The sequence below is a fragment of the Azonexus sp. genome (assembly GCF_047638095.1).
In the GTDB taxonomy this organism is placed as follows: domain Bacteria; phylum Pseudomonadota; class Gammaproteobacteria; order Burkholderiales; family Rhodocyclaceae; genus Azonexus.
Genome location: NZ_JBLJBW010000004.1, coordinates 38,328 through 63,534 on the forward strand (window position 1 = coordinate 38,328; position 25,207 = coordinate 63,534).

Below are 25,207 nucleotides of genomic sequence, written 5' to 3' on the forward strand. Positions count from 1 at the left end.
ATGTGTCATGAAGCCAATGGATGACTTGAAGGAGAGCATCGTGACTCAAGGCTTGATTTTTCGCCCCCGCCACCTTGCCTTGCTCATTGCGCTGGCCTTTCCCTGTGGAAGTCTGATCGGTGCAGAAGAAGCGACTGCGACGGCGGGCATCATCCTGGGGGAATACAAGGTGGCGCAAACGGCCGGCGATGCCGTTTTCCTGGATCAACTGGTGTCGCAAGGCTTGCCGGCAGGCTATGGCGAACTGCTGGGGGCGCTGGTTGATTCGGCTAAAGACGCATCGGCCAGCGCCGCCGCATCCGGAAGTGGCGACGCCGCAAAACTGGCCAGCCAGTACGCCCTACGGGACAGCCTGAAAAGAATTCTTGATGCCGTAGGTGATCTGTCGACGCTGCTGGATGTTGGCGGCAAGGTCTATACCGAGGAATACACGGAAGCCGCCATTTCCAGCACGCTCGCCATCCTGGGCAAATTGGCTGGGGCCAATGATGCTGCAGCAATGAAAGCCCTTGGTTTGAGCGGAACGGCAGTATTCACGACCGCCGTGCTCGCGGTACAGATCTGGTGGGCCTCGGAAAAAGAGAAAAAGACCCAAACACGCTCTGCCCAGGCTGAAGCGTTCTACGGCCAGGTAGAAGGAATGCTTCGTTCCGGCAAGCGGGGAAAAGATCCGTTTCCACCCACTTCGGATAACGTTGAAAAGTTATGGCAGCGGATATTAAGCGACCAGAATTTCCGCGCCCTATTCAAGGTTTATGTTTCAGATATTCTCGGTCGCGATTATTTCCCGGAATCAAGTTGGTTTGATCGTTTGGGTGCCAAAGCCGCCTATGTCGGTTCGGCATTTCAGCTTGATGCAGACAAGCTGATCGAAAAAAACGATCAAAAAATGATGCAGGCTGATGAGAATGTACTTAAATCTCATGTTGCCAGCTTGCTTGTCATGCTGAACGAAGAAGGTAATCGCGCCTACTTGGCGGCTGAGGCACGCAAAGCACTGGAAGCCGTACGCGCTGAATTGAATCGGATGGGGGCATCACAACAAGCGGTTCAGGAGCGGATTGTTTCTGCGATTGCCATGCTGGAAGTCCTTGAGATTCACCTCAAGAAGGCACCTGCCGCTATCGACAAGGCGATCGCCGCCAAAGATTTTACCGCGCTGGAAGTGGAACGCCGCACCATCGTTGGCTACACGAAAGACGTCATCGCCTGGGTTCCGAGAATCGGCGAAGTTGGCAAGCGACGCGACCAGTACTATGCCAGCCTGAAAACCCTGTACTCGCGTACTACGACCAGTGCGCAGGCTGAAATTCTTGGTGAATTACGCAAGAAAATTGAGCAGCCAAAAATTGAAGCGCCGGCAGAAAAACCCATCCCCTCTGAAGCGGCATCTGAAAATATCGATGCCGCTCGCTATTACGAAACGGAATTTCGCCCGCTACTCAAGCCATTCAACTGGGGCGGGCTCGAAAGCCTAGCTCCTGTTCGGGAGAAATATATTCAACTGCTCGAGCGTGGCCAGTTTGAATTTTTTAGGGGTGAGAAATTGCCGGCGAGTCGTCAGGCATTGGCCGAAATCCTTGAAACAGCTCTCCATAATGAAGACTATCAAGCGGCAATCAGCCTCAATTTAGGTACACCAAAATCCGAGGAGAAAATATCGGGTTATTACTTTGACTTGGCCGATAAGATAGCCAGCAAACCCAGGCCGGCGACCATGCACTCCCTGCAGGAGGCAATAAATACCATCAACTTGCGTATTGCAGAATTAAAAAAACGGTGGTGGGAGCTTACCGGATCTGACGAAGAACGAATCCGTGAGAGGGCGCGTATTGATGCGCAGATAGCCAGCGCCGAAGCAGAATTAAGCCCATTACAAAAACAATATGCTTTTTGGTCGAATGCGAGAACAGGCGCGTTGGCGCTATTGCGAAACGCTATCGATGCCCAGAAGACCATGGCTCAACTGGAATTGGCGCGGACCCGCGAGTGGATGGCCATAGCCCGCGAGCGTTACGCCGCAATGTTTGATGAAGCGAGACAGGCGAAAGAACGCTTTGATTCCGGCATGCGCCTCAAGGCCGAGCCGGAACTTTCTCCAGATAAGCTGAACACCCTGCTGCGCATGTCGGTACCCGGTGCCACTGCAGGGCTGCTGGCGGTGGGCAAGATTTCTGACCCGGAAAAATACGATGCTGAATCCGTAGCCGGCGCGTTGAACAAAAATGCTTCAACTCTGCGCATTGCAGGCGGCCAGAATGAACTCGCTTATAGAGAGCATATTACTCATCTGCGTTATGTTTGCTCCCGGGCTTTGGCTGAATCTGAGCGAATCGTCGATCAATTTACGGCGGTGAAGCCGCATCTGGCTGACATCATCCGGATGGTCGATCCTCAGTTCAAGCTCGATGAATCCCCCTTGTCAAATGCCCGGCAACAAAAGCCCATTGCCGAGAGTGTGTGCCGCAAGGCGGATACGCTGGAGGATGAAGCGCAAAACGAACGCGCAGATGCTTTGCGCCTGGAGGGCCAGTTGCGAGGCATAACTTTGGCATGGGAGGACTGGCTGCAGATCGCCGTGCAGAAACACGAAATGCTGCTATTCGATGCTGGAAAACTGAGAGTCAACCCGCATGCATTCACGGAAACCACATATGAGGGGAAGACCTATCTCTTGCGCGCCAAGCCCTACCCCCACCTCCTGACGCAAAGTGAACGCGATTCGATCGTTGCCGACCTTTCTTCCCAATGGCAGCAATCAGGATTGCAAAAATTCAGCCAGATGCATGCGCCATGGTTAGCGAAAGTGGCCGAACCCTTCATGGCTTACTGGCAGAATCAAGCTGTTTTTGTTGAAAATAAATGGGCCTATGCGCCAGATCGGCCGATTACCTTTGCCAGTCTGGACAAGGCGGCACAACAGATCGGTCAGTTACGCCCGGGTGCCGAGGATTTCCTGCAAAAAACGGCGCAGATCGGTGTCCATCTCGGGCATTTCTTCGATAACGAAAGCGCCTCCCCCCTCTATCCGCAGTGGCGCAAACTCAGCGAACAGTTGAAAGCCTTGGCAGCCGAGCATCAAAAGATGCTTGAAACGCATGCGCGAGCGGAAAAGGAGCGTACAGAGGCGAGTGGGCAAATCAGTGATGGGCAGGTGCAACAGCTCTATCAGCAATTCGTTGACGCCTATTCTCGCGGGGATGTGCGCGGCATCCTGCAGTTACTCGCCCCCAACTGGCGTGGCGGAGATGGTGCCGATAGCCGGGATGTCGAAAATTATCTGAACAATTCCTTCAAGGTATTCACCCACATCCAGTATCGAATCAGCGGTTTCACTGCACAAAAACGGGGCGACGGGACGATGCAGGTGAGCTACTCCGTCGTAATCACCGGGGAAAACAGTCGACGTCGCTTGAAGCCACACCGAGAAGAGCGCCAGATTACTGAAAGTGTCGGTCTGATCCAAGGGCAGCCGCGAATACTGCAAACGATGAGCGGTAGCCAGTGGTTGCGCGCCAAATGATGAGAATGTTTTTGATCCACCCGGCTGCGCCGTGTTTTTACGCAATTTAGCAGTGCGGTTGTCTATTGAGGAGTAAGGCGTCATGAAATCTTTTTCCTTATCCTGCGTGGTTCTTGCCTGCGCACTCTTGAGTAGCGGCCATGCCCAGGCGCAGAGTTATGCGGAACAAGCCCGCCAGCGTGCGGAGCAGGCGCAGGCGGTGGCGGAATTGCTGCTGGTGGAACAAAAAATTGGCGGCTTGCAGGCAGAGATCGACGCGCTCGATCGTAAGGAGGCCGGTGCGCTGCGCAAAGAGGAAATTTCCCCGGAAATTGCGAAGCTGGAGCAGGAAAGGGCCGAGATCCGCAAAGCGCTGCCCATTATTGAACAGCTGCAACCCATAGTGGCCAAGGGGGCAGATCGGACGCGTGAAAGTTATTTAGAGCTGAAAGACTATATCGCGCGCCTGGAGCGTCTGCAGACCCAAAACCTTGTCAAAACCACCTTGGCCATGGCAATGGAAACAGCACAGGAAATACAGTCAACTGTGGGTGTTTCTGGCAAACCCGTCGAATTTGCAAAATGGGCTGCAGAAAAAGCTGCGGACCCCGTGGTCAAGGGCATCGTTTACCATGGTGCCCCTGAGTATTACACCCGGAAAATGCAGAAACTTTCCGAAGAAGCCGCGGCAACCGCGCCCGCAATGCAGCGACTCAAAGACCTGAGCGGCCTCTCTTTGGCAGGTTGGCGCAGCTACATGTCCAAGTATGAGGACAAAGACCTCCAGGGCAGCACAGGACTGATCCTGGGCAAGGTGCGGGTACTCCTCGAACAGGCCGACATAGCGTTTTGGAGCCTGGTTCGTCTTTACAACAAGCAGGATCGGGACGCCAAATCGTTTGAAGTAGATATCATAAACATGCGTGAGCGCCTCGCGGAAATCGAGCTGCGTCTGGTTGATGTCAAGAAGAAAGAACGGGATCTTCAATCCCCGGAGCGGAAAGCAAATCAGGAGCGACAGAGGCTTCTCTCGGCGCAAATTGCCCCGCTGCTGCTGCAGCGCGATGCACTCAGGCAAAAGATTTCCGAACTGGAAACAAAACTCGGCCAGGTGACCTCTACGTCAGAAAACACCAGCCCGGAACAAAAGGTAGTGAATCATAAAACCCTGCGCAACAAATTGATGTCCGAGACTTCTTCATTTGCGGCACAGGCAGAACGCGTCAAAGGCGAGCTTGCCCCCCTGGAAACCCTGCTCGTCAAACGTAAAAGCACGCGCGAGCGACAGGAAAAAGAAATTGAAAAAGTGGTCAGCAAAGCCAATGAAACGGCCATGTACCCGTACTCAGGGGAAAAAACCGATCTTGAAGCCCTTGACAATCTCAAGCGCTACCAAAACGAGTGGACGAAAGCTCATGATCAACACCTGGTCGAGCGGGGTGAAATCCTGTTAGAAATTGAGAGTGCGCTCGCCAACCTTGAGCGCACGTTCAACACCACACCGCATGACTATCTCTCGGAGGAGACTCTTCGTAATGCGGTGAGCAAGGCTGGCGGCCAAGCGCAAGATGCGATTGAGGGAGAGCTCCAGCGTTTGATCAAAGAAGATGCCCCCCCTGGGCAGGGGCGGCGCGGACAGATGCAGGTACTTAAAGCCGAACTCGAGCAGTTGCTGGCCCAGCCTTTACCAGAGAGCTCGTACACCAGAAGCGCAGGTTTCAAATTTGATCAAGGCGACGTGTCTGCCCCCCTCCATTCCCTCGTGAGCCAAGTGCTCGCGCGCCTCAAGGAAGAGGTGGAACGTCAGCGCCAAGAACATCAGCGACAAGCTCTTGCCTTAGCGCAGGAAAAGAAAGAACAAGAGAAAACCTTGGCGGACGCAAAAAAAGAAATTGCGGATCGCCGCGCCAGTTATGAGGCGGCGGCCCGCGAATTTCTGGCGCTTGGCCCGGATCATCTAAAACTTCTGGAAGAAGCCTCGGTTGCGCGTGACGCCTATTTCAGCGACTTGAAATCTTTGGTCAATTCCGGGGTTCTGGAAAAAACAGGCGGAGAAAATTATCGGATCACTCCGACCTACATAAAAAAAACGCTCAGCGGCACTCCCAAGACCTGCCAAGGCCTTGATCGCCTCAGAGAACGGCTTTCCCCCCTGGCCGATCGTTCAGCGGAGAAACTGAACACAGCACAAGGCACCCATTCGGGCAGCAACTCGACGGGAATACCAGATGCACCGAAGTCGGAGTGGAGCAAGATCAACAAGCCTGCTCTGCATCAGCAAGTAGATGCCATGGACAATAAAATCCAGGCAGAACTGAACAAGATCGCGCAAGGCCCGCCTTTGCTGGGGCGCAATGCGCTGATTTCATTCCTGGATGCAATGACGACGGGCAATAGTCTTCAAATGACGCTGCCTGATTTTTTCAACACGATGCAACAAGCCCTGAGGGAAAGCGATGCGATGAGCAAGGCGGCTTTGGCGGAGGCCGAAAACATGCTCGATCAGAACGGGGTCGATGCAGACAACCTCAAACGCTTGCAGGAGTGGTACAAAACCCTTCTCGATACGCACGAAAAGGATTTTGGCTGTTTTGAACCGGAGCATGCGTTCAACCTGACCATCCTGAATCGCCTGAAAGAACTCAAAAAAGTGCTGGAGAAACTGGCCAGAAAAACCCAATACACTTCGGCCGCGAATTTGCTCTCCACTTTGAATGCACTCAAGGCGCAAGTGCACAATTTTGCAATCGGTGAAGGGACTGCCTACCGGCAGGAAGTTGAGCGTTTGCGCAAGGCGCTCGACGAGGCCAGAAAAAAATATGGAAACAGCAAAAAATCCCTGGTAGACAACGAAGCAGCGCAAATTCAGCGCTTGCTGGAGGAAATTGAAGAACAGTTGAGCGGACACGAAACGCCCACGCCCGGCAAGTTCCACCCCGCCAGCAATGAACAAATCCAGAAGCTGTACCAAGAGTTCATCACCGCCTATGGGCAGGGCAACCATCGAAGCTTGATGGCCTTGCTCGATGATGCTTGGACCGGTGGTGACGGTGCCGACAAACGGGACGCAGAAGATGCCCTGGTCAATAGCTTCAAGGTGTTTGAACAGATTCAGTACCGCGTTTCCGGGTTTAATGTCCGTGCGCTGAACGACGGCACCAGCCAGGTCAGCTATCAACTCAAGATCATCGGGCACAACCGCCGCCAGAATCTGGAACATGTCGAGGAATCTGCGGTTGTCGAAATCGTCGGCCTGGTTGATGGCAAGCCGCGCATCTTGCGCACCTTGAGTGGTAATCAGTGGATTCGCTGAAGAGGGGCTGCGCTTATAATCGCGCGCCATGGCGCAGCAGACTTTTCGTTCACGACCTATAGCAGATACCTTGCCCCCCCTCACCGCCGATGCGCGCCGTTTGCACCGTCTGCGGCGGGACGCGGGGCGCGCCACAGGCGCGGCGCGACAGGCGGCAGAGGCGGCGCTGGCCGATGCTCTGGCGCAGTCGCAGGCGGCGCTTGCGGCACGGCGCGAGAAGCTGCCCAAGCCGGAATTCCAGCCCGATCTGCCGGTTAACGAAAAGCGCGCAGATATCGCCGAGCTGATTGCCAACAACCAGGTCATCATCGTCTGCGGCGAAACCGGCTCGGGCAAAACCACGCAGTTGCCGAAGATTTGCCTTGATCTCGGCATTGGCGCGCGTGGTTTGATTGGCCATACGCAGCCGCGCCGGCTGGCGGCGCGTTCGGTGGCGACGCGTCTGGCGCAGGAGCTGAAGACCCAGGTTGGGGCGGGGGTGGGCGTGAAAATTCGTTTTCACGACAAATCGACGCCGGAGAGCTGGATCAAGCTGATGACGGACGGCATCCTGCTCGCCGAATCGCAGTCTGATCCCTACCTCAACGCCTACGAAGCGATCATCATCGACGAGGCGCATGAGCGCAGTTTGAATATCGACTTTTTACTCGGCTATCTCAAACAACTGCTGCCCAAGCGCCCGGACCTGAAGCTGATCATCACCTCGGCGACCATCGATGCCGAGCGTTTTGCGCAGCATTTCAGCCGGCACGGCAAACCCGCCCCTGTGATCGAAGTCTCCGGGCGGCTCTACCCGGTCGAGCTGCGCCACCGCCCGGTCGAGGATATCGACCAGAAAGACGATGAACGCGACCTCTACGACGCCATTGTCGATGCCGCCGATGAACTGGCCCGCCTGGGTTCCGGCGACATCCTCGTCTTTCTGCCCGGCGAGCGCGAAATTCGTGAGGCGGCGGAGGCTTTACGCAAACACGCGCTGGCGCGGCCCGGTTTGAGCCGGGGGCATGCGCCGGAGATTCTGCCGCTCTTTTCCCGCCTGTCCGCCGGCGAGCAGGATCGCATTTTCAAGCCTGCCGGTAACCAGCGGCGCATCGTGCTGGCGACCAATGTGGCGGAAACCTCGCTCACCGTGCCGGGCATCCGTTTTGTCATCGACACCGGCTTGGCGCGCATCAAGCGTTATTCCTACCGCAACAAGGTCGAGCAGTTACAGATCGAAAAAATTTCCCAGGCCGCCGCCCGCCAGCGTGCCGGGCGCTGTGGCCGGGTCGCGGCCGGCGTGTGCATCCGTTTGTATGATGAGGCCGATTTCAACGCCCGGCCCGCATTTACTGATCCGGAAATTCTGCGTTCCTCACTCGCCAGCGTGATTTTGCGCATGAAATCGCTGCGTTTGACCGAGGTCGAGCATTTTCCTTTCATTGAAGCGCCGCCCGCCAAGGCGATTGGCGATGGCTATGCCGTGCTGCACGAACTCGGCGCGCTCGATGCGGCGGACAAGCTCACCCCGGTCGGCGAAGCGCTGGCCAAACTGCCGCTCGATCCGCGCATCGGCCGCATGCTGGTCGCCGCGCGCGATCTTGCCTGCCTGCCGGAAGTGCTGATCATCGCCGCCGGCCTATCCACGCAAGACCCGCGCGAGCGCCCGCAAGAACGCCAGCAGGCGGCGGATGAAAAACACAAATTATTCGCCGACGAAAAATCCGAATTCCTCAGCTGGCTGAAACTCTGGCACTGGTTTCAGCACGCCGTCGAACACAAAAAATCGAACAAATCGCTGGTGGACAGCTGCCACGCCCATTTTCTCTCCTACCTGCGCCTGCGCGAATGGCGCGAGGTGCACGGGCAGTTGCACGCCATGGTGGCCGAATTAGGCTGGTTGGGAGCCGAAAAGGCTGAGGCCGCGCCCCTCCCTGCCCCTCCTTCCCCCCTTTCCCCGGCCCGCTACCAGCAAATCCACATGGCGCTGCTCAGCGGCCTGCTCGGCAACATCGGCTGCAAGTCCGACGAATCCGGCTACTACCTCGGCGCGCGCGGCATTCGTTACCTCATCCATCCCGCCTCGCCTTTGCAGAAAAAGGCCGGCAAATGGATCATGGCGGCCGAAATCACCGAGACGACCCGCCTCTTTGGCCGCTGTGTCGCCCGCATCGAAGCGGACTGGATCGAGCAAGTGGGCGCTCACCTCATCAAGCGCCAGTATTTCGATCCGCATTGGGAAAAGAAAGCCATGCAGGTCGCCGCCTGGGAACGCACGAGCTTGCACGGCGTGGTGCTCAACCCCAAACGGCGCATCCATTACGGGCCGCTGGCCGCGGCGGAAGCGCGTGAAATTTTCATCCGCCAAGGCCTGGTCGGCGAGGAAATCGAAGAATCCTTTGCCAAGCGCTGGCCCTTTTTTCAGCACAACCAGAAGCAGATCCGCGAGATCGAAAAAATCGAGCACAAACAGCGCCGGCAAGACGTTCTGGTCGACGACGAACTGATTTTTGCTTTTTACGATCAACTGATTCCAGAAGGCGTTCATAACGGCATCAGCTTCGACCATTGGCGTAAAAGCGCCGAGCAGGACGAGCCAAAATTACTATTTCTCGCCAAAGACGATCTCATGCGTCATTCGGCGGCCGGCGTCACCAGCGAAGCCTTTCCCCACAAGCTCAAGCTGAACGGCATGGAGTACGCGCTCACTTACCATTTTGAACCCGGCTCGCCCAAGGATGGCGTCACGCTCACGCTGCCACTGGCGCAGCTCAACCAGATTCCGGCAGCCCGCATGGAATGGCTGGTGCCCGGTTTGATCAAAGAAAAACTCACCCAGCTGATCAAGACCCTCCCGCAAAAAATCCGCGCCAAGCTGGTGCCGGTGCCGGAGTTTGTCGAAGAATTTTTAAGCGCCCTGGCCGGCAATGAACGCAAGCTCAACCAAGGCATCATCCCCCCGCTGATCGAATTCATCCTCACCGCGCGCGGCCTGAACGCGCGCGGCTGGGCGGTAACGCCCGACGCCTTCCGCCCGGACGCCCTGCCGGCGCACTTCTTAATGAACTACAAGCTAATCGACGAACACGGCCGGCAGCTCGACATGAACCGCAGCCTGCTCGCCTTGCGCAGCGCATGGGGCAAGGACGCCAAGGAAGAATTCGCCGAACTGCACGAAACGCCGTCGGAATACACCCAGCTGACCGACTGGACCTTTGGCGAATTGCCGGAATTGATGGAGGTTCAGGTCGGCAACGGCAGCGCCAAGCAAAGCATCATCGGCTACCCCGCCCTGATCGACGAGGGCGAAAGCCTCAGCCTGAAAGTCTTTGATTCCGCCGAAGAAGCCGCCGCCGTGCATCGCCAGGGCCTGACCCGTCTTTTCATGCTGCAGTTTCGTGAGCAGCTCAAATATTTCGACAAAAACCTTCCTGGCCTCACCGCCATGGCCATGCAATTCATGAGCCTCGGGACGAGCGATGAATTGAAACAACAGATCATTAAACTCAGCGTTGCTCGCGCCTGCTTGGCCGAGCCCCTGCCGACAGGGCCGGAAGCCTTCAAAGCGCGCTGCAACGAAGCCAAGGCGCGCCTGGGCTTGATCCTGCAAGAAATCAGCCGCCTAGTCGGCACGGTGCTCAGCGAATGGCAAACCCTCGTCAAACGCCTGCCCGCCTTCAAGACGCAGGCTGCGCTGTTTGCAGATATCGATGCGCAGTTGAAACGGCTCATGGGCAAGTTTTTTATTCTGGAAACGCCGTTTGAACGCCTGCAGCACTACCCGCGCTACCTCAAAGCCATTGGTGTGCGCCTCGACAAACTCAAGGCCGGCGGCAGCAACGACCTGGCGCGCGATGCCCAGGCCATGAAGGACTACGCCCCCTTGTGGAGCAATTACGAACGGCGCGCCCTACAGCTGGCCAAGCTGGGCAATATCGACCCCAAGCTCGAACAATTCCGCTGGCTATTGGAAGAATTACGCGTCAGCCTCTACGCCCAAGAGCTGCGCACGCCGGTGCCGGTATCGGTCAAACGGCTGCACAAACAGTGGGAAGGCTTGACATCCTACCTTCTGTGAAGAGCACCTTGCAGTTGCGCTTCGCTCGCTGTGATCAACTTACGGAGGGGCTTCCAGCCACAAAACTACGCGCGGGGTGAAAAGTTAAGTTGAGATAGTGCCCAGCAGGCCACCGTCATTGATGTGCGACACAAGGTCACCGTAACGAGCCGCAGATTTTTGGTAGGCTGCCGTAAAAGTATTGGCCAAAAAGCTGTGCTTTCCTCTTTCGTAAAACGCCAACAACCCAAACGTGTAATCCCGGCCCCGAATGTCTGAGAACGAGAACGGCGCAAGGGCATGCTTCACCAGCGGAATGTTCATCGCAATGCGTGATGTTCGCTTATTGCCATCCTGAAACGGCTGGATGTAAGAGATGAACACCATGGCGAAGAATGCCTGTTCATATGGGTTTGCAATAGCGTCAGCCTTTTCGCAGAACTCGTCGAAGATCGCCTTGAGTTGGTGCGGATTATCTGGCGGCAGGTATTTGCTGTCGTCAAACTTAACCACAACCGAACGCAAAGCACCCACCGCAGAGGTGTCACCGAGCAAGCCCTTGATGAGTAAGGAATGGATGTCCAGCAAATCTCGTTTTGCAAAGGACAAGCCTGAGCCATGTTCCTTCAGGAACGAAATCGCTTCCTTGTGGTTGAGCACAATTCGCATCTGCTTTTCCGTCAAGCCTTCAGGGCGCTCTCCGAATTCAATCAGGGTTTTGGTGTCGAGCCATGAAATATTGACGTTTTCCAAGTTGCTTGATGCGTGGGTCAAATCTATCAACAAGGATGCCAACACACGCTCATACAGCTTGCCCTTTTCTTTGGCTTCTGCAATTCCTTCTACCTTGCCTGCCTGTTCAAGCGCCAAGAGCTGATTGTCTGTTAGCAGAAACGTCGAATTCGGGCGGTAATCGCCAAGCAGCCTTGGGTTGTAGCGCACTGTCTCCCGATGATGCGGAGCGCGAGACAAATCCCAACGCAGGTAAGCATCTGAGTCAGTATTGACACGGTATGCTTTCCCTTCAAGCTGAAGCAATCCGGCCTGTACGAGCTTTTTGATGTCACGAAAGACCGTAGTCCTCTCCACGCCGAATTCCGCAAAGTCTGCAACAGACCTTGTTTCCTCCGGCGCTTCAAGAAACGCATCGATGATTTTTTGCTGACGCTCAGTAAGCGGCATATTCATCCCCTAATGATGTTGCGTGAGATGTTGCATCTCTGCAACATAAATTGCAACATTGCAGCAAGAACGTGTTGCAAGGGGCGTTGCCGCCTTGGAGCCCGTCATGAATTTTGTGCTTGAGGCATACCACGTCGTAAAGGAGTGCGCTTTTCGGCTGAAAGCAGACTAAGCAAAAAAACCTGTTGCGCTCGCACAACAAAACTTAACAAAACATCCCGAACACCGCGCTTTGGCCTTGCCGCCCCCGGCCCATGCTTGCAGAATGCCCCTCAACTTCTCGTTCTGAGAGGTAAAGCTTGGTGGATAACGAAAACTTCTTTTCGCTAGCCACCAAAAACTAACCATCTAGGAGATCTTCTGATGCAAAAGAAACTCATCGCTCTGGCCATCGCCGCTGCCGCTTCCGGCGCTGCCTTCGCGCAAACCAATGTCACCATCTACGGTATCGCTGACGTCGGTTACGTCGGTGTCGACCGCGACCACTTCAAGTACCAGAACAACATCAACTCCGGCGTGCTGTCCACCTCGCGCATCGGCTTCAAGGGCGCAGAAGACCTGGGCAACGGCCTGAAGGCCATCTTCACCCTGGAATACGGCCTGCTGCTGGACAACAACACCGGTATCGGTGTCTCTAACGGCGGCGTTGCCAATGCTCGCCAACAATTCGTCGGCCTGACCGGCGGCTTCGGTACCGCCGTTGCCGGCCGTCTGCAAACCGCCGGCCTGGACTTCACCGTTGCCGGCTCGGCTCTGGCGGGCTCGACCGCTATCGGCGCAGTCAACTTGGTTGGCGGTCCTGTTGCTGGTGCCAACAATTTCCCGCTGCTCAACGCCGTCAGCCGTGCCAACAACGCCGTTGCCTACATCTCGCCCTCCTTCGGTGGCGCGACCTTTGCTATCAATCATGCTCGCCTGAGCGAAAGCGCTGCCGCAGACGACCGCGCTGACAATAGCGCCACCCTGCTGGCTGTCAACTACGACGGCGGCCCGCTGACCGCTGGTTTGGTGTACGGTTTGGTTTCTGTTGAAAAAACCGGTGCTGCTACCGCCCTGACCCCGCTCAATGCTTTCGGCGTAGCCAATGCCAAAAACTCTGATGCAAAAGAATGGGGTGTGCGTGCGGGTTACGACTTTGGCGTCGTCAAACTGCAAGCTGCTTACCAGCAAGCCAAGCTTGAGCAGGGTCTCAATGGGCTTGGTGTCAGCCAGGGCAACCTGAAGAACAAGCGCTGGGTCGTTTCGGCCACCGTGCCGGTCACCGCCAAGATCGCCGTCATCGGTGAATACGCCCAAGCCAAGGTGGAGCGTGCTAACAACCTGAGCGACAACAAGGACAAGGCATTCAGCCTGGCTGCCACCTATTCGTTGTCCAAGCGCACCACGGCTTACGCCGCCTTCGCAACCCAAGACTTCAACAACAGCCAGTACAACGGCTCCTTGGTTGTCGTCAATGGTATTGCTCCCGGTACCGCCAACCGCCTGGACGCCAACTACTACGGCGTCGGCCTGCGTCACGCCTTCTAATCTAGCCCTGCTAGCTTAGAACCAGAAACAGCCGCCTACGGGCGGCTGTTTTGCGTTCACCTTTCCAGCCAGCAAGCTGCTCACCCGTCCGCCGCCAAGCAGAAGAACCGCGCGGCGGCTGAAGTGCTCAGAGGTCGGATTGAACAGCAAGCCGATCCCCAGCCCCCTGAATCTGCGGCATTTGCCGTATTGGAGAAGATCGCCCCGCAGAAAACGCCTGTCGATACACAGGGCGAGTAAATTGAATAAACAAAGATTATCCTGAAAACAGCAAAACTTGACAAAACAGGATAAACCGTGATTTTTCAATCATTTAGCGATGAGCAGCGGCAGCTTTTGGCAAACCTCGCGCAATACTGCGATGTCTGCATGGCAGCCGAACGCGCCAAACTGGCGGCAGGAAACTACCTCTGCCGACAAGATCACCCTGCGCCGACGGCGCGGGGCCACATGGTGTATGGCCGAATTGACGTTTGCTGCCGTGTTCCGCCTCAGGCCCGGCGGAGCAGGGCCGTGCTGGCATCCATCTGTTCATGCTCGAAAGCGGCGGTAAAATCATCCAGATCCTTGGGGCGCAGCCCGACCTCTGCGGAGAGAGCAATTTGTCGCCAGTTCGCCAAGGCACCATGAACCTCGGCCAGAATGAGCATCGCCTGTTTTTCGTCCAAGGCAAAATAGGGTGCGCGGGCCAGCAGCATGGGCACATCGGTGATCGGCCCATCTTCCTCGGACAACCAGGTTTTGGACTCCCGCGCCTTATCCGGAAAAGGGTTGATATCGAAGGCTGGCGCGATGCGCCATAAGCCGTGCTCGACGTGCAGGAAACCATGATTTTGCAAATGATCGTCGACGTTGGTCAGCAGCAGGTTGAACACGAGGCGACGCCAGAGTTGATGCAAATCCCGGGTCGGGCTGTGGCCGCAGGCACGAATGATGTCGGCAATTTCGGTATAGCTGCGATCTTCTTCACGCGATGCTTGCAGCATCGAGGCGGCCGACTGATAAGGAATGCGGCCACCGGATTCGTCACGGTCGAAGCGGCGGACGACAGCAACGGGTACCTCCGCGAGCAAGACGATGCGTGCAGGCGCGGCATCGATGCCCGCGAGCGCCGCCAATTTCAAGGCCAGCACTTCGCCACGCGTCACGCTACGCGCGTCGCTGACGCTCGGAAATTTTCCGATGGCCAGCCGCCCCTCTTCATCCACCAAAGTGCACTTGGGCCGCATCCCCCCCAAGGAAGTCCCTTTACCCTGCAAATAGCGTAAATCCTCAGCGGTTTCCTGGCCGTGCTCGACGGCCCGGCTGGCCTGATAGATGCGTTCCAGCTCGATCATCGGCGAGGTGCTGCGCTGCCCCGGAGGCACTGTACGCTGCCAATCCCCGTCCAGATCGCGCAGGCGCAAAGCGCCTAGTCGGCTGAAATCATCCACCGCCAGCAAATAATCCAGTTCGGTGAGCGGTGCCAAATGCGGGTCAGACTTGCGGCGTTTGGCATGGTCGCGGGCGATGACGCGCCGGCCCCAGGCATCCGGTGCCGTATCGGCAATTGCGCCATGGAACACGGAATCGTGAGCCGACGCAGCTCTGTGTGGCTGGTGGCCAGAAGCCAGCCGCAGATCGGCCGATACGTTGAAGCGTGCCGAATTAGCCAGCCAAGCTTCATCGTAGGCAAAGGCACAATGTTCACGCCGGCCTTGCCGGACATAGATGAGTTCGCCCAAAGCAAGACCGGCCTTGCCGATGCCGACCTGAACCTGCTGGCGAATCGGTGCGGCAACAGCCATCACAGCGCCCCCGATACGCTGCCTGACTTGCTGCGCACCCGCTGAGGCAAATGCTCGTCCATCAGCATCAGGCCGATTTCATCATTCGGCGTATCCAGCAGGCGCTCGAGCGCCTGAATCTCGCCGAAAACATGCAGTGCGCGGGCGAAAAAGTGGATGGGGACGCGCAGATCGCCTTTCTCCATCCTGCGCACGGTAGACAGGGACGCCCCCATACGCTCGGCCAGAGAAGCCTGAGAGATGCGGCGACGCCGGCGCGCGCGCGAAATGTCGCTGCCAAGCTTCCGAATGGCCCGCTCGACAGGAAGAGGGACAGGGAGATCAAGCATAAGAATTCTCTTTGGAACGATAATGATGGCTTTAAGGCCTCAACAGAATCATTATATCGAAAAAAACCTTAACCCTATCCACACCGAAAAGAGCAACTCCCCAGCCGCACAAGTCGCCAAATGGCGACAAAATGAGGCCACGCCTCTATACTGAGAGCCATCAACCATTGCCCACCAAGGAGGCTGCCATGCTCGCTCAGACAGGAAAGCGGCTCACCACGAGAATCACTGACCATGTGCAGGAAAAACTGCAAGCGGCAGCGGACCTCGTTGGCGCGACGCTGAACCAGTTTGTCGTTCAAGCGGCTCTCGAAAAGGCTGAAAAACTCATTGAAAGCGAATCAGCGATTGTCCTGACTCGACGCGAATCTTTGCGGCTGCTGGAGATGATTGAGAATCCGCCGCCGCGCAATGAAAAATTTCTTCAGGCGCAAGCCCGCTATCTGGGGTTAAAGAACGATGCTGGTTCTACCGCTTGACGACAGGCACGACAGGAAAAGCTGGGGCTTCGGATTTTCCGATGAAAGCAGCAAATTCTAGCCCTTTTGACCAGTATCCCGTAAACGGAAAAACCCCCAGCAGAGACTGCGCGGGGGTTTTGAGATTGCGTAGAGTATTTACTCGTTGTCGTCTGCTTCCAAGTTTTCCGGGATGCGACCTTCAGGGTCACCAGAAACAACAGGGCCATCATACGACGCAAGCGCATTCCACTCTTCCTGATTGAAGAAGCGCGGAGCGGCCTGCATACGAGCAACAGCATCCCGCACAAACGCAGTGGCTTGCGGAGGGGGCGTTCTTTCCAAGACTGCTGCCATGTTTAGCTCCTTTTCAGGGATTTCTCGCAGTATATGCGATGAATTTTGTCGGTTGCAACTGTGAAGCCAGCCTGTTCGTACCGCGAAATCAAGCCATCGACCGGCTGAATCAGGCGAATGTACGAACAACCAAGCGCCTCGCCGTACAGGGCCAACCCGTCCAACAGGATGGGGAGCACCTGTCCTTTGAGTGGATGGTTTTGGTCTGAGTTCCCCTCCAGGAAGTAAGCAGATACATGCCTTCGTCCACGAGAGGGTTTCCCAATCATTAGCCCGCACAACTCACCATTCACGCTAACCGCCAGCTCGAACCGGGCCGGGATATTGCGGAACCTCCGCTTTATCTCAAACCAATCCCACGGATACCGTCGATTACGCCAATCCATAGCCTGTTCCACTAAGGAATACTCGGCGGCCGAAACCTCGACTACGAACCCTGTCAAATGCAAAATCCGCAGATGCAAGAACTCATAGAAGGCTTGTCGAATATCGTCGTACTCGTCGTGTTTGGCTTTGGTCATGGCTGTAGGCTACCAGCTTTTCTTGGCGGCATCCAACGCGACAGAATGAGCAAGGCCAAGACACAAGCCGGCAAAAGCGCCCCGCACCGACGGCGCGGGCTGGCACAGGCGGCGGCTCTCGGGTACATTCAGCCACTCACCAATAACCCACCAAGGAGACCGCATGAATCACGATGACAGCCTTTTGCTGCGCGCCGACCGCGCCGACGGCCTGACCACCCTGACCCTGAACCGCCCCGGCCAGTTCAATTCGCTCTCGGAAGCCTTGCTGGGCGCGCTGCAAAAAGAGCTTGATGCCATCGCCGCCGATGAAAAGGTACGTGTGGTGGTGATCGCCGGGGCCGGCAAAGCCTTCTGCGCCGGGCACGATCTGAAGGAGATGCGCGCCAATCACAGCAAGGCCTACATGCAGGCGTTGTTCAAGCAATGCGCCGAGGTCATGCTCACCCTCACCCGCATGCCGCAGCCGGTCATCGCCCGCGTGCACGGCATCGCCACCGCCGCCGGCTGCCAGCTGGTATCGATGTGCGACCTGGCGGTGGCGGCCGATGTGGCGAAATTTGCCGTCTCCGGCATCAATGTCGGCCTGTTTTGCTCCACGCCCGCCGTCGGCCTGGCGCGCAATCTGGGGCGCAAGGCGGCGCTGGAGATGCTGCTCACCGGCGATTTCATCGACGCCATGGAAGCCCGCGCCAAGGGCCTGGTCAACCGTGTCGTCCCTGCCGATGCGCTGGATGCGGAAATCGAGGCGCTGGCCGGCAATATCCTGGCGAAAAGCGCCGTCGCCATCCGCACCGGCAAGGGCATGTTCTACCAGCAGCTGGAAATGGACCTGGCCGAAGCCTATGCCTACGCCGGCGAAGTCATGGCCTGCAACATGATGAGCGAAGACGCCGGCGAAGGCATCGACGCCTTCATGCAAAAACGCAAACCTTGCTACAAAGGCTGCTAAACCCAGCCCGCCGGACTCGCCGAGCTTTCTGGCCGCTGTGCAAGAAATGCTGGAAAACGGCATTGAACGCGGATTTACGCGAACCAAATTTGATGACACGGACAAACCCGTGAATCGCCTTGGATCCGCGTCTATCCGCGTCCATCCACCCATTCCGCGCTAAAAAAATTTTGGTCATTTGCAATCTGCGCTTGGATGCTGCCCAAAGATGGTGAAAGCTAGCAACTCCGTTCTGTGCAAAAGTTGGTTGGAGCATCCAATTTGTTTTGGTGTTGCATGTAACAAAAAAGACATGTAAATTGTTGCATGTAACAACCGGGGGTAAGCATGGCACACGTAAACCAAAGAGTTCAGAAGCACCGCGAAGCACTGCGCATGGCGGGGCTGCGTCCGATTCAAATCTGGGTGCCTGACACGCGCCGTCCTGACTTCGCGGAGGAGTGCCGCCGCCAATGTTTGCTTGTATCTCAGGCCGACAGTGCCGACACTGCCATGGAGCAGCTCATGGATGAAGCCTTGGTGGACGTGGACGACTGGACGGAATAATGCGCGGCGACCTTGTGACTATCGCCATACAGGGCGACTTTGGCAAACCACGGCCAGCGCTTGTAGTTCAGGCCAACTCATTCAATGAGCACAGTAGCGTTACGGTGTTGCCCGTCACCAGTACACTTGTTGCCGCACCGTTGCTGCGGGTGACCGTTCAGCCGAGCAAGAAGAACGGTTTGCAGAAACCATCTCAAATCATGGTGGACAAGGCTATGACAGTGAAACGCGACAAGTTAGGTCCGGCCTTCGGGCGTATTGACGCCGAAGTGTTGATTGAGGTTGAGCGTTGCCTGGCTGTATTTCTCGGTATTGCTCACTAGAAATTTTCGAGAACTCCAACCAACTGAAGCAAGCAAGTTAATCTTTTGCTCCACATTCCAACCTCGGTTTGCACATAACCAAAGTTTTAAACAAATCCAAACCGCCCAGGGCCTAGCCAAGGCGGCGGTGCTGGAAAAAAGCATTGAACGCGGATTTTCGCAAAGCGAATCAGCTGGCACAGTTAAAGTCCGTGGCCGGATGCCGGCGCTGTCCAGGCCTCGGGCAGAATTTGCGGAGCGGGGCGGCCGATGTAGTAGCCCTGGGCGCGGTGTACGTCCATTTTTTCCAGTTCGACCAGTACTTCGGCGGATTCGACGTATTCGGCGACCACGGCAATGCCCATTTCGCGTGCCAGGGAGCGGATGCTGGTGACGAAGGTGCGGTCCTTGTCGCTGCTCAGCATGTTGGCGATAAAGTCGCCCTCGATCTTGAGGTAGTCGATGGGGAAGCGGCGCAGATAATGGAAAGAGGAAAACCCGGAGCCGAAATCGTCGATGGCGAGCTTGAAACCGTCGGCTTTCAGATCGATGAGGAATTGTTCCAGCACCGCGAGGTTTTTGACCGTATCGCGCTCGGTGATCTCGAACACGATACGCCCCGGGGCGACGCCGTTTTCCGCAACGATGCGGCGCAATTCGCGGGAAAACTCATTCAGCACCAGGGCGCGCGGTGAAAGATTGACGAAAATCTCGCCCTGATGCCCCTGCGCCTGCAAGGATTTCAGCGCCCGTTCCAGCACCAGCATGTCGAGACGGTGGATGACGCCCATTTTTTCGGCGAGCTCGACAAATTCGTCGGCGCGAATCATCTGCCCGGCGAGGTCGATGCGCGACAAGACTTCATAGGCGGCGATCTTTTTGCCGGCGACATCCAGAATGGGCTGGAAGTAAGGAATGATGCGCTTGTTCTCGATGGCGTCCATCACCATCTGGCTCTTTTGCGAGAGGTCGCGGAAGATATCGACCACATCATCTGCCGTCGGCACCGCCACTTGATCCTTACCGGCGGCCTTGGCGCGGTACATCATGTTGTCGGCGAACATGAGCAGGTCTTTGGCGTTGTTGGCATGTTCCGGATAAACCGCCAGGCCCACCGAGGCCGTGCCGCGCAACTGCACGCTGTCATTGACCGGCACTTCCAGACGCTCGATCGCGGCGCGCACCCGCTGCGCCACCAGCACGACGGTGTCCAGGCTGGCTTCGGGCAGCACGGCAACGAACTCATCGCCGCCGTAACGCGCCAGAATATCGCCCTCGCGCAGGGCCGCTTGCAGTTGCCGCGCCAGGCGCTGCAAATAACTGTCGCCGGCGCTGTGGCCGTAGTTGTCGTTGATCAACTTGAAGTTATCCAGATCGATCAAGAGCAGGCCAAAACTGTAGCCGTGGCGCTGGGCGCGGCCGATTTCGTAGCTGGAAAGCTCCCAGAAAACGCGCTGATTGAACAGATCGGTGAGCGGATCGCGGGTTGCGTAATACTCCAGATCACGCGTGTATTTGTAAATCGCCTTGACCGAGCCGACCACGTTCAAGAGCGTGGACAACACGCTTTCCACCACCAAATAGCGCGTTTCGTCTTCGAGCACTCCGGCCTGCACGCCGATGCCGACGATGCCGCCGATTTTCGGTTTATCGACGAAGAAGGATTTCACCCGCAGAGCGACTTCGTCATCGCTCAAGACCACCGTCGGCGCAGTGGCATCGGCGATGTGGTGGTGAATGGCAAACATGCGGCCTTCGGAAAAATTATCAGCTTCGCATAGAGATTGACGGATGTATTCCTCCATGCGCTGACGCGTTTCAAAGCTTGCCGGGCCATACCAGAAAACTTCGAGATCGAACATTTCTTCGTCGATCTTGAAAATGGAAAACAGCGTGTGAGCCGGCAAAATGGTGTTGATGTCGATCAACAGGCGGCTGACGTATTCGCGCCAGTCACGCACGACTTCGGCGGTGATGACGAATTTTTCCAGGAGGCCGATTTCAAAACTCAAAATCTCCTTATCCACGGCAATCCCGCGCAGTTTGTCGAGCAGCCCGCGCAAGGCCTGATCGACGCGGTTCAGCTCGAGAAAACCAAAATCCCGCTCACTGACCGTGAGCGCTTTCAAATCGGACACCGCTTCGACTTCTTCAAACTCTGCCTGCAAGCGTTGCACGGCATTTTCGATACGCCGCCCCACCCACCACACGGCCGCCCCGGCCAGAATGCCGGCAATCGGCAAGAGCAAGGCAAAGGCCCAAAACAGTTCGCGGCGCGCCTCTTCAAGCAGGCCGGCGTATTGCTGGCGCACCTCGATCGCCCCGAGGGCGACGCCTTCCTTGACGTTATCGTGACACTTCAGGCAGCGCCGATCCGCCACCAGCGGGTAGATGTGGCGCGCCTCGCTGGTGCTGTCCAAACGCAGCGCCTTGCCGCTGGCGAGCGCTTCATGCAACGGCGCATCAAGCGGCGGCTGGGCGATGATGCCGTACAGGTCTTCCACCAGGGGGCCGCGATAAATCTGCACCTGCAAGCTGTCATCGGTGCCGGAGTTGGCCACAGTGCGCAAAAAATCATCCGCCTGGCTGCGACTCCACCCCTTGCTCATGAGCTGGTACATGGCGGCAAACGTGATGCGGGTCGCCGATTCGGAAGCGCGCACAGCGTTGTCGCGCACAATGTGATCAAAAACCCGATCGAGCGCCCAATACGCCCCGCCAAAAAAGAGCGCAGCCACAATGGCGGAAGTGGCCAAAATAAATCGATGAATACGCATCTTGTCTCTCCTCGCGCGGGGATTATCCCCCTCTTTTGCGCCACGTCCTTGATCCGGCAAAAGAAAATCCTGAAGACTTTCCCCCTCTCAGGCAACATTGTTGGCAATGGACCGCGCACCCACGCACGCCTGCCGGCGCTATGGGCAAGGCGGCTGTTTTACAATCCGCCCATGGCAAACCCTTCTGATCCAGCACCATTCGGGCGCATTTTTTCTGCAGACCATTCCACCCCGACCTCCCGGCGCTGGGCGAGTCTGGCGGCCGGGCTATGCGCCTTATTGCTGGTATTCGCTTATGAGAAAAAATCCCCGCCGCCCGCGAGGCTTAGGGTAACAGCCCCCACACCCCCCGCAGAGAAACCGCTACCTGCCCTGTTCGAAACGCGCACCCTGCCCGGCAGCAGCCGCGCTGCCGCTTCGCCACGTCTGGCCGTGCTGGCCGATGGACGCCTGGCCGCGGTTTGGCTGGGCGTGGGGCATGGTGTTTATCAGGCGGACCAGGCAATCTGGTTCAGCACGCTGGCCGCCCGGGGCTGGCACGAAGCCTTTGCCCTGAGCACGCGCGAAACCGCGGCAGGGCATGGGCTGGCCCATTTGAGCGGATTTTCCGGGCTGCAATTTGCCGCGCACGGCGAACGCCTGAGTCTGTGGTTTAACGCCCACGGCCCCGGCCTGAACAATCACCCGGCACTTTATTTCATGGGTTCGAACGATGCCGGACACCACTGGCAGACGCCGCGCCGACTGCTCTTCTCCGCCTGGTTGGCCGGCGCACCGAGGCTGGCCGGCACGCCCCTCCCCCTGGCCGACGGCGGCAGCCTGTTGCCCTTGCAGGGCGCGGCGGATTGGGCGCTGCGCACCGATGCCGAGGGTAGGTTGCTGGGGGCGCAGTTGGGTGCGCAGTTGCGTGCACTGTCTGATACAACAGAAAAAAACCTCCAGGGATTACCGGAAAGCTTACCCCCTACCGCGCCCCCTGCCGCGCCCCCGCCGCTGCCCTGTCACGGCCCGCACGCCCTGCTCAAACTTGCTGACGCACGCTGGCTGCTGGCAGGCAGCGCCGACCCGGAAGGCAGCCGGCTGCGTTTGTGGCGCACCGATGTCAGCAGCCAGAACTGGCAACTGTTGCACGACATCAGCGCCTCCTCGCCCACGCCGGACACCGCCGTCGTTCCACCCACCCCGGCGCTGCAGCAAACGCCGGATGGGCGCATCCACCTCGTTTATGTCGGACAGGATGCACAACTGCACCATTTGGCCTTTACGCCGGCCTGGCTGGATGCGGCAATGACGACGGCGCACCGACCATGAACCCCCAGGCCGCTTACGGTTTATTGGCGCACGGCCTGTTGTGCGGCGCACTCATCAGCCTGCTGCCGCTGGGAAACCTGCGCCCGCGCGCCGCACTCATTGCCAGCAGCATTGCCTTGCTGGCGGGCATCGCCCCGGTGTTGCACGCCTGGTTCGGGCCGCCGTCGATCACGCTCCTCCTGCTCGCCCTGCTCTGCCTGCCCAAGCGCGCGCACTACCCTCTGAGCAGGCGCAGCGCGGCCTTCATTTTGACCTGCGCGCTGGGCTTTTATCTGGCCGCAAATATCTGGGGGAAGCTGTTCCCCTATGCGCTCGGTTTTCAACCCCAGGCGCTGCTCTTCGCTCTGGCTGGGCTGGTCGTGCTGCTCTGGTGGCAGCGCCAGACGCTGTGGCTTGCAATACTCGCGATCGATCTGGGCGTTTGGCTGACGGGGTTTTTTCCCAACCTGTGGGATGTTTTATTCGACCCGCTGCTCCTTGTCTGCTGCGCCTTTGTGGTCCTGCGCCACGCCTTGCACGGCAGATTCAAGCGAGGTATCGGGCCTAGTGCAAGGCATCGCTAATCAAACGCCGGATGCTGGCTGCATCGAACGGCTTGTCGCAAATGGCCGAGACGCCAGCGCGCTCGACGGCGGCCAGACGGCCTTGGTTCTGTTCGCTGGTGACGAGCAGAATCGGCACGTCGCTTTGCCAGCTTTGCTGACGGATATAGGCAGTGAGCGCCGCGCCGTCCATTTCCGGCATGTTGTAATCGGTGATGACCAGATCGACCATGCTTTCAGACAGAATCGCCACCGCTTCCTTGCCGTTATTGCATAGCGTCACCTGCTCGATGCCCAGGCTGTGCAAGAGGCGCTGCAAATGCTGGCGCGAGGCAAAACTGTCATCGACCACCAAAACACGCAAAGCTTCGATTTCTTCGACCTCGAGCTCGGCCGGCGGATTGAGATAATCGACTGCGGCATTGAGGGCGCGCGCCAAATCATCGGCCGTAAATGGCTTGCGCACGATCAGGCAGGCCCCGGATTGGCGCACCCCCTCCAGCCGTTGCGGGCGGGTTTCGCTGGAAATGAGAATGAACGGCAGCGCCGCATGGCGCGCATCCAGACGCAGTTGCTCGACCAGGTCGGTGCCCGCCATATCCGGCAAATAAAGGCTGCTCATCAGCACCCGCCCCGGCACCCGCCCCGGCACCTCCTCGGCCAGTGCCGCCAGCGCTTCAGCCCCGCTGGCCACGAGCTTCACGGTGGCGACGCCGCAATTTTCCAACATGCGCCGCACCAGATGCGCCTGGCTTGTTGAGGGCTCAACCAGCAAAACCTGCAGATCGCGCACAGAATTCACGTTTGCCACGGTATTTTCCTTTTTTGCCTCTGTTTCTATCGATACAAGCTTCGCCTTGCGCCCGCCCAAGGGCTTTTACAGACTCAGCTTGAGTTCCGCCTCAAACCTTAGCACGCCGGCGCAGCCACTTGAGCACGCTGGTGTACAAAATTCTGCGGCTTACTTCTGCATTTGCGCACGCCAGTTGTGCAGGGCGGCTAAAGATCGGCAATAGCTGTGCCGCATTTGCGCCACCGTGTAGCCATGCTCGCGCCCGACGGAACAGGCGCGGCGGGCAAGGCAGTTGTCGGCGCAGGCAGAATCCTTCTGTAAGCGGTAATCGGCACAGGCCGCCAGGGAAAATTCTGGTTGCAAGGCCCCGGCAGGGCAGGCCGCGATGCACGGCGTAGCGGCACAGCTCAGGCAGGGATGCGTTTTTTCTTGCACCGCACTCAGCGGAAAATCACTCGCCGCCACGATCACGGCGCGGTAGGCGAACCAGCTGCCCCAGTCGGCATCGATACCGACCATGAAGGGCGCAGCATGATGCCAACCCGCCAGCCGCCCAAAAGCCTGCAGATTGACCGCCGCCGGGCCGGGGTAGAGCAGGCGGCTGGAAATGTTGTGCGCCGTGAAGAATTTATGTACGCAGGCTGCGGTGTAGTCGTCGATCGGGTCCGCCCCCGGCAGATCGGCGGCCTGGACCTTTTCCCACAGCAGGCGTCCGGCATGGGCGAGCAAAATCAACTGGGTTTCCCCGGCGTGCGGGCGCAGCGTGGCGCGCAAGTTTTCCGGCAAATCTGCCAGGGCAAAAACATGCTGGCGATTCAAGCCGGCCGCAGTGAAAAAATCCTGGAACGAGGCTTCTGGGGGTGGGGTTTGTACGCGCATCATCGATCTGTCCGGAAAAATTTTATCCTCACGCTCGAACCCAGCGGCTCGACAGCCTTCGAGCCCCCCGCGTGAACACTGCGCGCCGCAAGC

Annotated in this window: 18 protein-coding genes; 10 read left to right on the plus strand and 8 right to left on the minus strand. The window is 57.6% G+C overall.

Going from position 1 to position 25,207, the window contains the following annotated elements; genetic code table 11:
• Positions 1-7 precede the first annotated feature (7 nt).
• The 3 genes from ACM62Q_RS01805 to hrpA all read left to right on the plus strand — a co-directional run bounded on the left by ACM62Q_RS01805 (position 8) and on the right by hrpA (position 10,872).
• Entirely contained in the window at positions 8-3,523 is a 3,516-nt protein-coding gene (locus ACM62Q_RS01805; RefSeq protein ID WP_415033268.1) for a hypothetical protein, read from the plus strand.
• An 82-nt stretch (positions 3,524-3,605) separates the two neighbouring features.
• Positions 3,606-6,815, plus strand: a complete 3,210-nt coding sequence (locus tag ACM62Q_RS01810; protein WP_415033269.1) for a hypothetical protein — start codon at positions 3,606-3,608, stop codon at positions 6,813-6,815.
• Between the two features lie 28 nt (positions 6,816-6,843).
• Complete coding sequence (hrpA, locus tag ACM62Q_RS01815) at positions 6,844-10,872, plus strand: ATP-dependent RNA helicase HrpA (protein WP_415033270.1); 4,029 nt, start codon at positions 6,844-6,846, stop codon at positions 10,870-10,872.
• Positions 10,873-10,956: 84 nt separating this feature from the next.
• Here the strand turns inward: hrpA and ACM62Q_RS01820 are convergent, their stop codons facing one another.
• The gene (locus ACM62Q_RS01820) at positions 10,957-12,039 is read right to left on the minus strand and encodes a Fic family protein (RefSeq protein WP_415033271.1); all 1,083 of its coding nucleotides are present in this window, start codon (positions 12,037-12,039) and stop codon (positions 10,957-10,959) included.
• 357 nt (positions 12,040-12,396) lie between these two features.
• Here ACM62Q_RS01820 and ACM62Q_RS01825 point away from each other — a divergent pair, with 357 nt between their 5' ends.
• Positions 12,397-13,560: a porin gene (locus ACM62Q_RS01825; protein ID WP_415033272.1), complete on the plus strand. Its 1,164-nt coding sequence runs from the start codon at positions 12,397-12,399 to the stop codon at positions 13,558-13,560.
• A gap of 491 nt (positions 13,561-14,051) precedes the next feature.
• Here ACM62Q_RS01825 and ACM62Q_RS01830 read toward each other — a convergent pair whose 3' ends face one another.
• Entirely contained in the window at positions 14,052-15,347 is a 1,296-nt protein-coding gene (locus ACM62Q_RS01830; protein ID WP_415033273.1) for a type II toxin-antitoxin system HipA family toxin, read from the minus strand.
• A complete protein-coding gene (locus tag ACM62Q_RS01835; RefSeq protein ID WP_415033274.1) occupies positions 15,347-15,676 on the minus strand; it encodes a helix-turn-helix domain-containing protein in 330 nt (109 codons plus the stop codon). The genes ACM62Q_RS01830 and ACM62Q_RS01835 overlap by 1 nt, the downstream gene beginning before the upstream one ends.
• Positions 15,677-15,864: 188 nt before the next feature.
• On the opposite strand from ACM62Q_RS01835, the gene ACM62Q_RS01840 reads away from it, so the two are divergent.
• Entirely contained in the window at positions 15,865-16,155 is a 291-nt protein-coding gene (locus tag ACM62Q_RS01840) for a DUF1778 domain-containing protein (RefSeq protein WP_415033275.1), read from the plus strand.
• Positions 16,156-16,293: 138 nt separating this feature from the next.
• On the opposite strand, the gene ACM62Q_RS01845 is transcribed toward ACM62Q_RS01840, so the two are convergent.
• Both ACM62Q_RS01845 and ACM62Q_RS01850 read right to left on the minus strand, forming a co-directional pair.
• The gene (locus ACM62Q_RS01845; protein WP_415033276.1) at positions 16,294-16,491 is read right to left on the minus strand and encodes a hypothetical protein; all 198 of its coding nucleotides are present in this window, start codon (positions 16,489-16,491) and stop codon (positions 16,294-16,296) included.
• Between the two features lie 2 nt (positions 16,492-16,493).
• Positions 16,494-17,012, minus strand: a complete 519-nt coding sequence (locus ACM62Q_RS01850) for a hypothetical protein (RefSeq protein ID WP_415033277.1) — start codon at positions 17,010-17,012, stop codon at positions 16,494-16,496.
• A gap of 163 nt (positions 17,013-17,175) precedes the next feature.
• Here ACM62Q_RS01850 and ACM62Q_RS01855 point away from each other — a divergent pair, with 163 nt between their 5' ends.
• The 3 genes from ACM62Q_RS01855 (at position 17,176) to ACM62Q_RS01865 (ending at position 18,833) form a co-directional block, all read left to right on the plus strand.
• On the plus strand, positions 17,176-17,964 hold the full coding sequence (locus ACM62Q_RS01855; protein WP_415033278.1) for an enoyl-CoA hydratase: 789 nt from the start codon (positions 17,176-17,178) through the stop codon (positions 17,962-17,964).
• Between the two features lie 327 nt (positions 17,965-18,291).
• On the plus strand, positions 18,292-18,510 hold the full coding sequence (locus tag ACM62Q_RS01860) for an antitoxin MazE family protein (RefSeq protein ID WP_415033279.1): 219 nt from the start codon (positions 18,292-18,294) through the stop codon (positions 18,508-18,510).
• Positions 18,510-18,833: a type II toxin-antitoxin system PemK/MazF family toxin gene (locus ACM62Q_RS01865; protein WP_415033280.1), complete on the plus strand. Its 324-nt coding sequence runs from the start codon at positions 18,510-18,512 to the stop codon at positions 18,831-18,833. Before ACM62Q_RS01860 ends, ACM62Q_RS01865 begins: the two co-directional genes overlap by 1 nt.
• Before the next feature lie 182 nt (positions 18,834-19,015).
• Here the strand turns inward: ACM62Q_RS01865 and ACM62Q_RS01870 are convergent, their stop codons facing one another.
• Complete coding sequence (locus ACM62Q_RS01870) at positions 19,016-21,589, minus strand: putative bifunctional diguanylate cyclase/phosphodiesterase (RefSeq protein ID WP_415033281.1); 2,574 nt, start codon at positions 21,587-21,589, stop codon at positions 19,016-19,018.
• 171 nt (positions 21,590-21,760) lie between these two features.
• Between ACM62Q_RS01870 and ACM62Q_RS01875 the strand changes: the two genes are divergently transcribed.
• Both ACM62Q_RS01875 and ACM62Q_RS01880 read left to right on the plus strand, forming a co-directional pair.
• On the plus strand, positions 21,761-22,900 hold the full coding sequence (locus tag ACM62Q_RS01875) for a hypothetical protein (RefSeq protein WP_415033282.1): 1,140 nt from the start codon (positions 21,761-21,763) through the stop codon (positions 22,898-22,900).
• Positions 22,897-23,463, plus strand: a complete 567-nt coding sequence (locus tag ACM62Q_RS01880) for a hypothetical protein (protein ID WP_415033283.1) — start codon at positions 22,897-22,899, stop codon at positions 23,461-23,463. The genes ACM62Q_RS01875 and ACM62Q_RS01880 overlap by 4 nt, the downstream gene beginning before the upstream one ends.
• Here the strand turns inward: ACM62Q_RS01880 and ACM62Q_RS01885 are convergent.
• Positions 23,444-24,253 carry a response regulator gene (locus ACM62Q_RS01885; RefSeq protein WP_415033284.1) on the minus strand — a complete coding sequence of 270 codons (810 nt, stop codon included), beginning with the start codon at positions 24,251-24,253 and terminating at the stop codon, positions 23,444-23,446. The two genes, ACM62Q_RS01880 and ACM62Q_RS01885, sit on opposite strands and share 20 nt — an antisense overlap.
• A 150-nt stretch (positions 24,254-24,403) precedes the next feature.
• The gene (locus ACM62Q_RS01890; RefSeq protein WP_415033285.1) at positions 24,404-25,117 is read right to left on the minus strand and encodes a hypothetical protein; all 714 of its coding nucleotides are present in this window, start codon (positions 25,115-25,117) and stop codon (positions 24,404-24,406) included.
• Positions 25,118-25,207 lie beyond the last annotated feature (90 nt).

Bases quoted from the DNA above. Each gene is read 5' to 3' on its own strand.
- ACM62Q_RS01805 (WP_415033268.1), top strand. From the start codon at position 8: ATGAAGCCAATGGATGACTTGAAGGAGAGCATCGTGACTCAAGGCTTG.
- ACM62Q_RS01810 (WP_415033269.1), top strand. From the start codon at position 3,606: ATGAAATCTTTTTCCTTATCCTGCGTGGTTCTTGCCTGCGCACTCTTG.
- hrpA (WP_415033270.1), top strand. From the start codon at position 6,844: ATGGCGCAGCAGACTTTTCGTTCACGACCTATAGCAGATACCTTGCCC.
- ACM62Q_RS01820 (WP_415033271.1), bottom strand. From the start codon at position 12,039: ATGAATATGCCGCTTACTGAGCGTCAGCAAAAAATCATCGATGCGTTT.
- ACM62Q_RS01825 (WP_415033272.1), top strand. From the start codon at position 12,397: ATGCAAAAGAAACTCATCGCTCTGGCCATCGCCGCTGCCGCTTCCGGC.
- ACM62Q_RS01830 (WP_415033273.1), bottom strand. From the start codon at position 15,347: ATGGCTGTTGCCGCACCGATTCGCCAGCAGGTTCAGGTCGGCATCGGC.
- ACM62Q_RS01835 (WP_415033274.1), bottom strand. From the start codon at position 15,676: ATGCTTGATCTCCCTGTCCCTCTTCCTGTCGAGCGGGCCATTCGGAAG.
- ACM62Q_RS01840 (WP_415033275.1), top strand. From the start codon at position 15,865: ATGCTCGCTCAGACAGGAAAGCGGCTCACCACGAGAATCACTGACCAT.
- ACM62Q_RS01845 (WP_415033276.1), bottom strand. From the start codon at position 16,491: ATGGCAGCAGTCTTGGAAAGAACGCCCCCTCCGCAAGCCACTGCGTTT.
- ACM62Q_RS01850 (WP_415033277.1), bottom strand. From the start codon at position 17,012: ATGACCAAAGCCAAACACGACGAGTACGACGATATTCGACAAGCCTTC.
- ACM62Q_RS01855 (WP_415033278.1), top strand. From the start codon at position 17,176: ATGAATCACGATGACAGCCTTTTGCTGCGCGCCGACCGCGCCGACGGC.
- ACM62Q_RS01860 (WP_415033279.1), top strand. From the start codon at position 18,292: ATGGCACACGTAAACCAAAGAGTTCAGAAGCACCGCGAAGCACTGCGC.
- ACM62Q_RS01865 (WP_415033280.1), top strand. From the start codon at position 18,510: ATGCGCGGCGACCTTGTGACTATCGCCATACAGGGCGACTTTGGCAAA.
- ACM62Q_RS01870 (WP_415033281.1), bottom strand. From the start codon at position 21,589: ATGCGTATTCATCGATTTATTTTGGCCACTTCCGCCATTGTGGCTGCG.
- ACM62Q_RS01875 (WP_415033282.1), top strand. From the start codon at position 21,761: ATGGCAAACCCTTCTGATCCAGCACCATTCGGGCGCATTTTTTCTGCA.
- ACM62Q_RS01880 (WP_415033283.1), top strand. From the start codon at position 22,897: ATGAACCCCCAGGCCGCTTACGGTTTATTGGCGCACGGCCTGTTGTGC.
- ACM62Q_RS01890 (WP_415033285.1), bottom strand. From the start codon at position 25,117: ATGATGCGCGTACAAACCCCACCCCCAGAAGCCTCGTTCCAGGATTTT.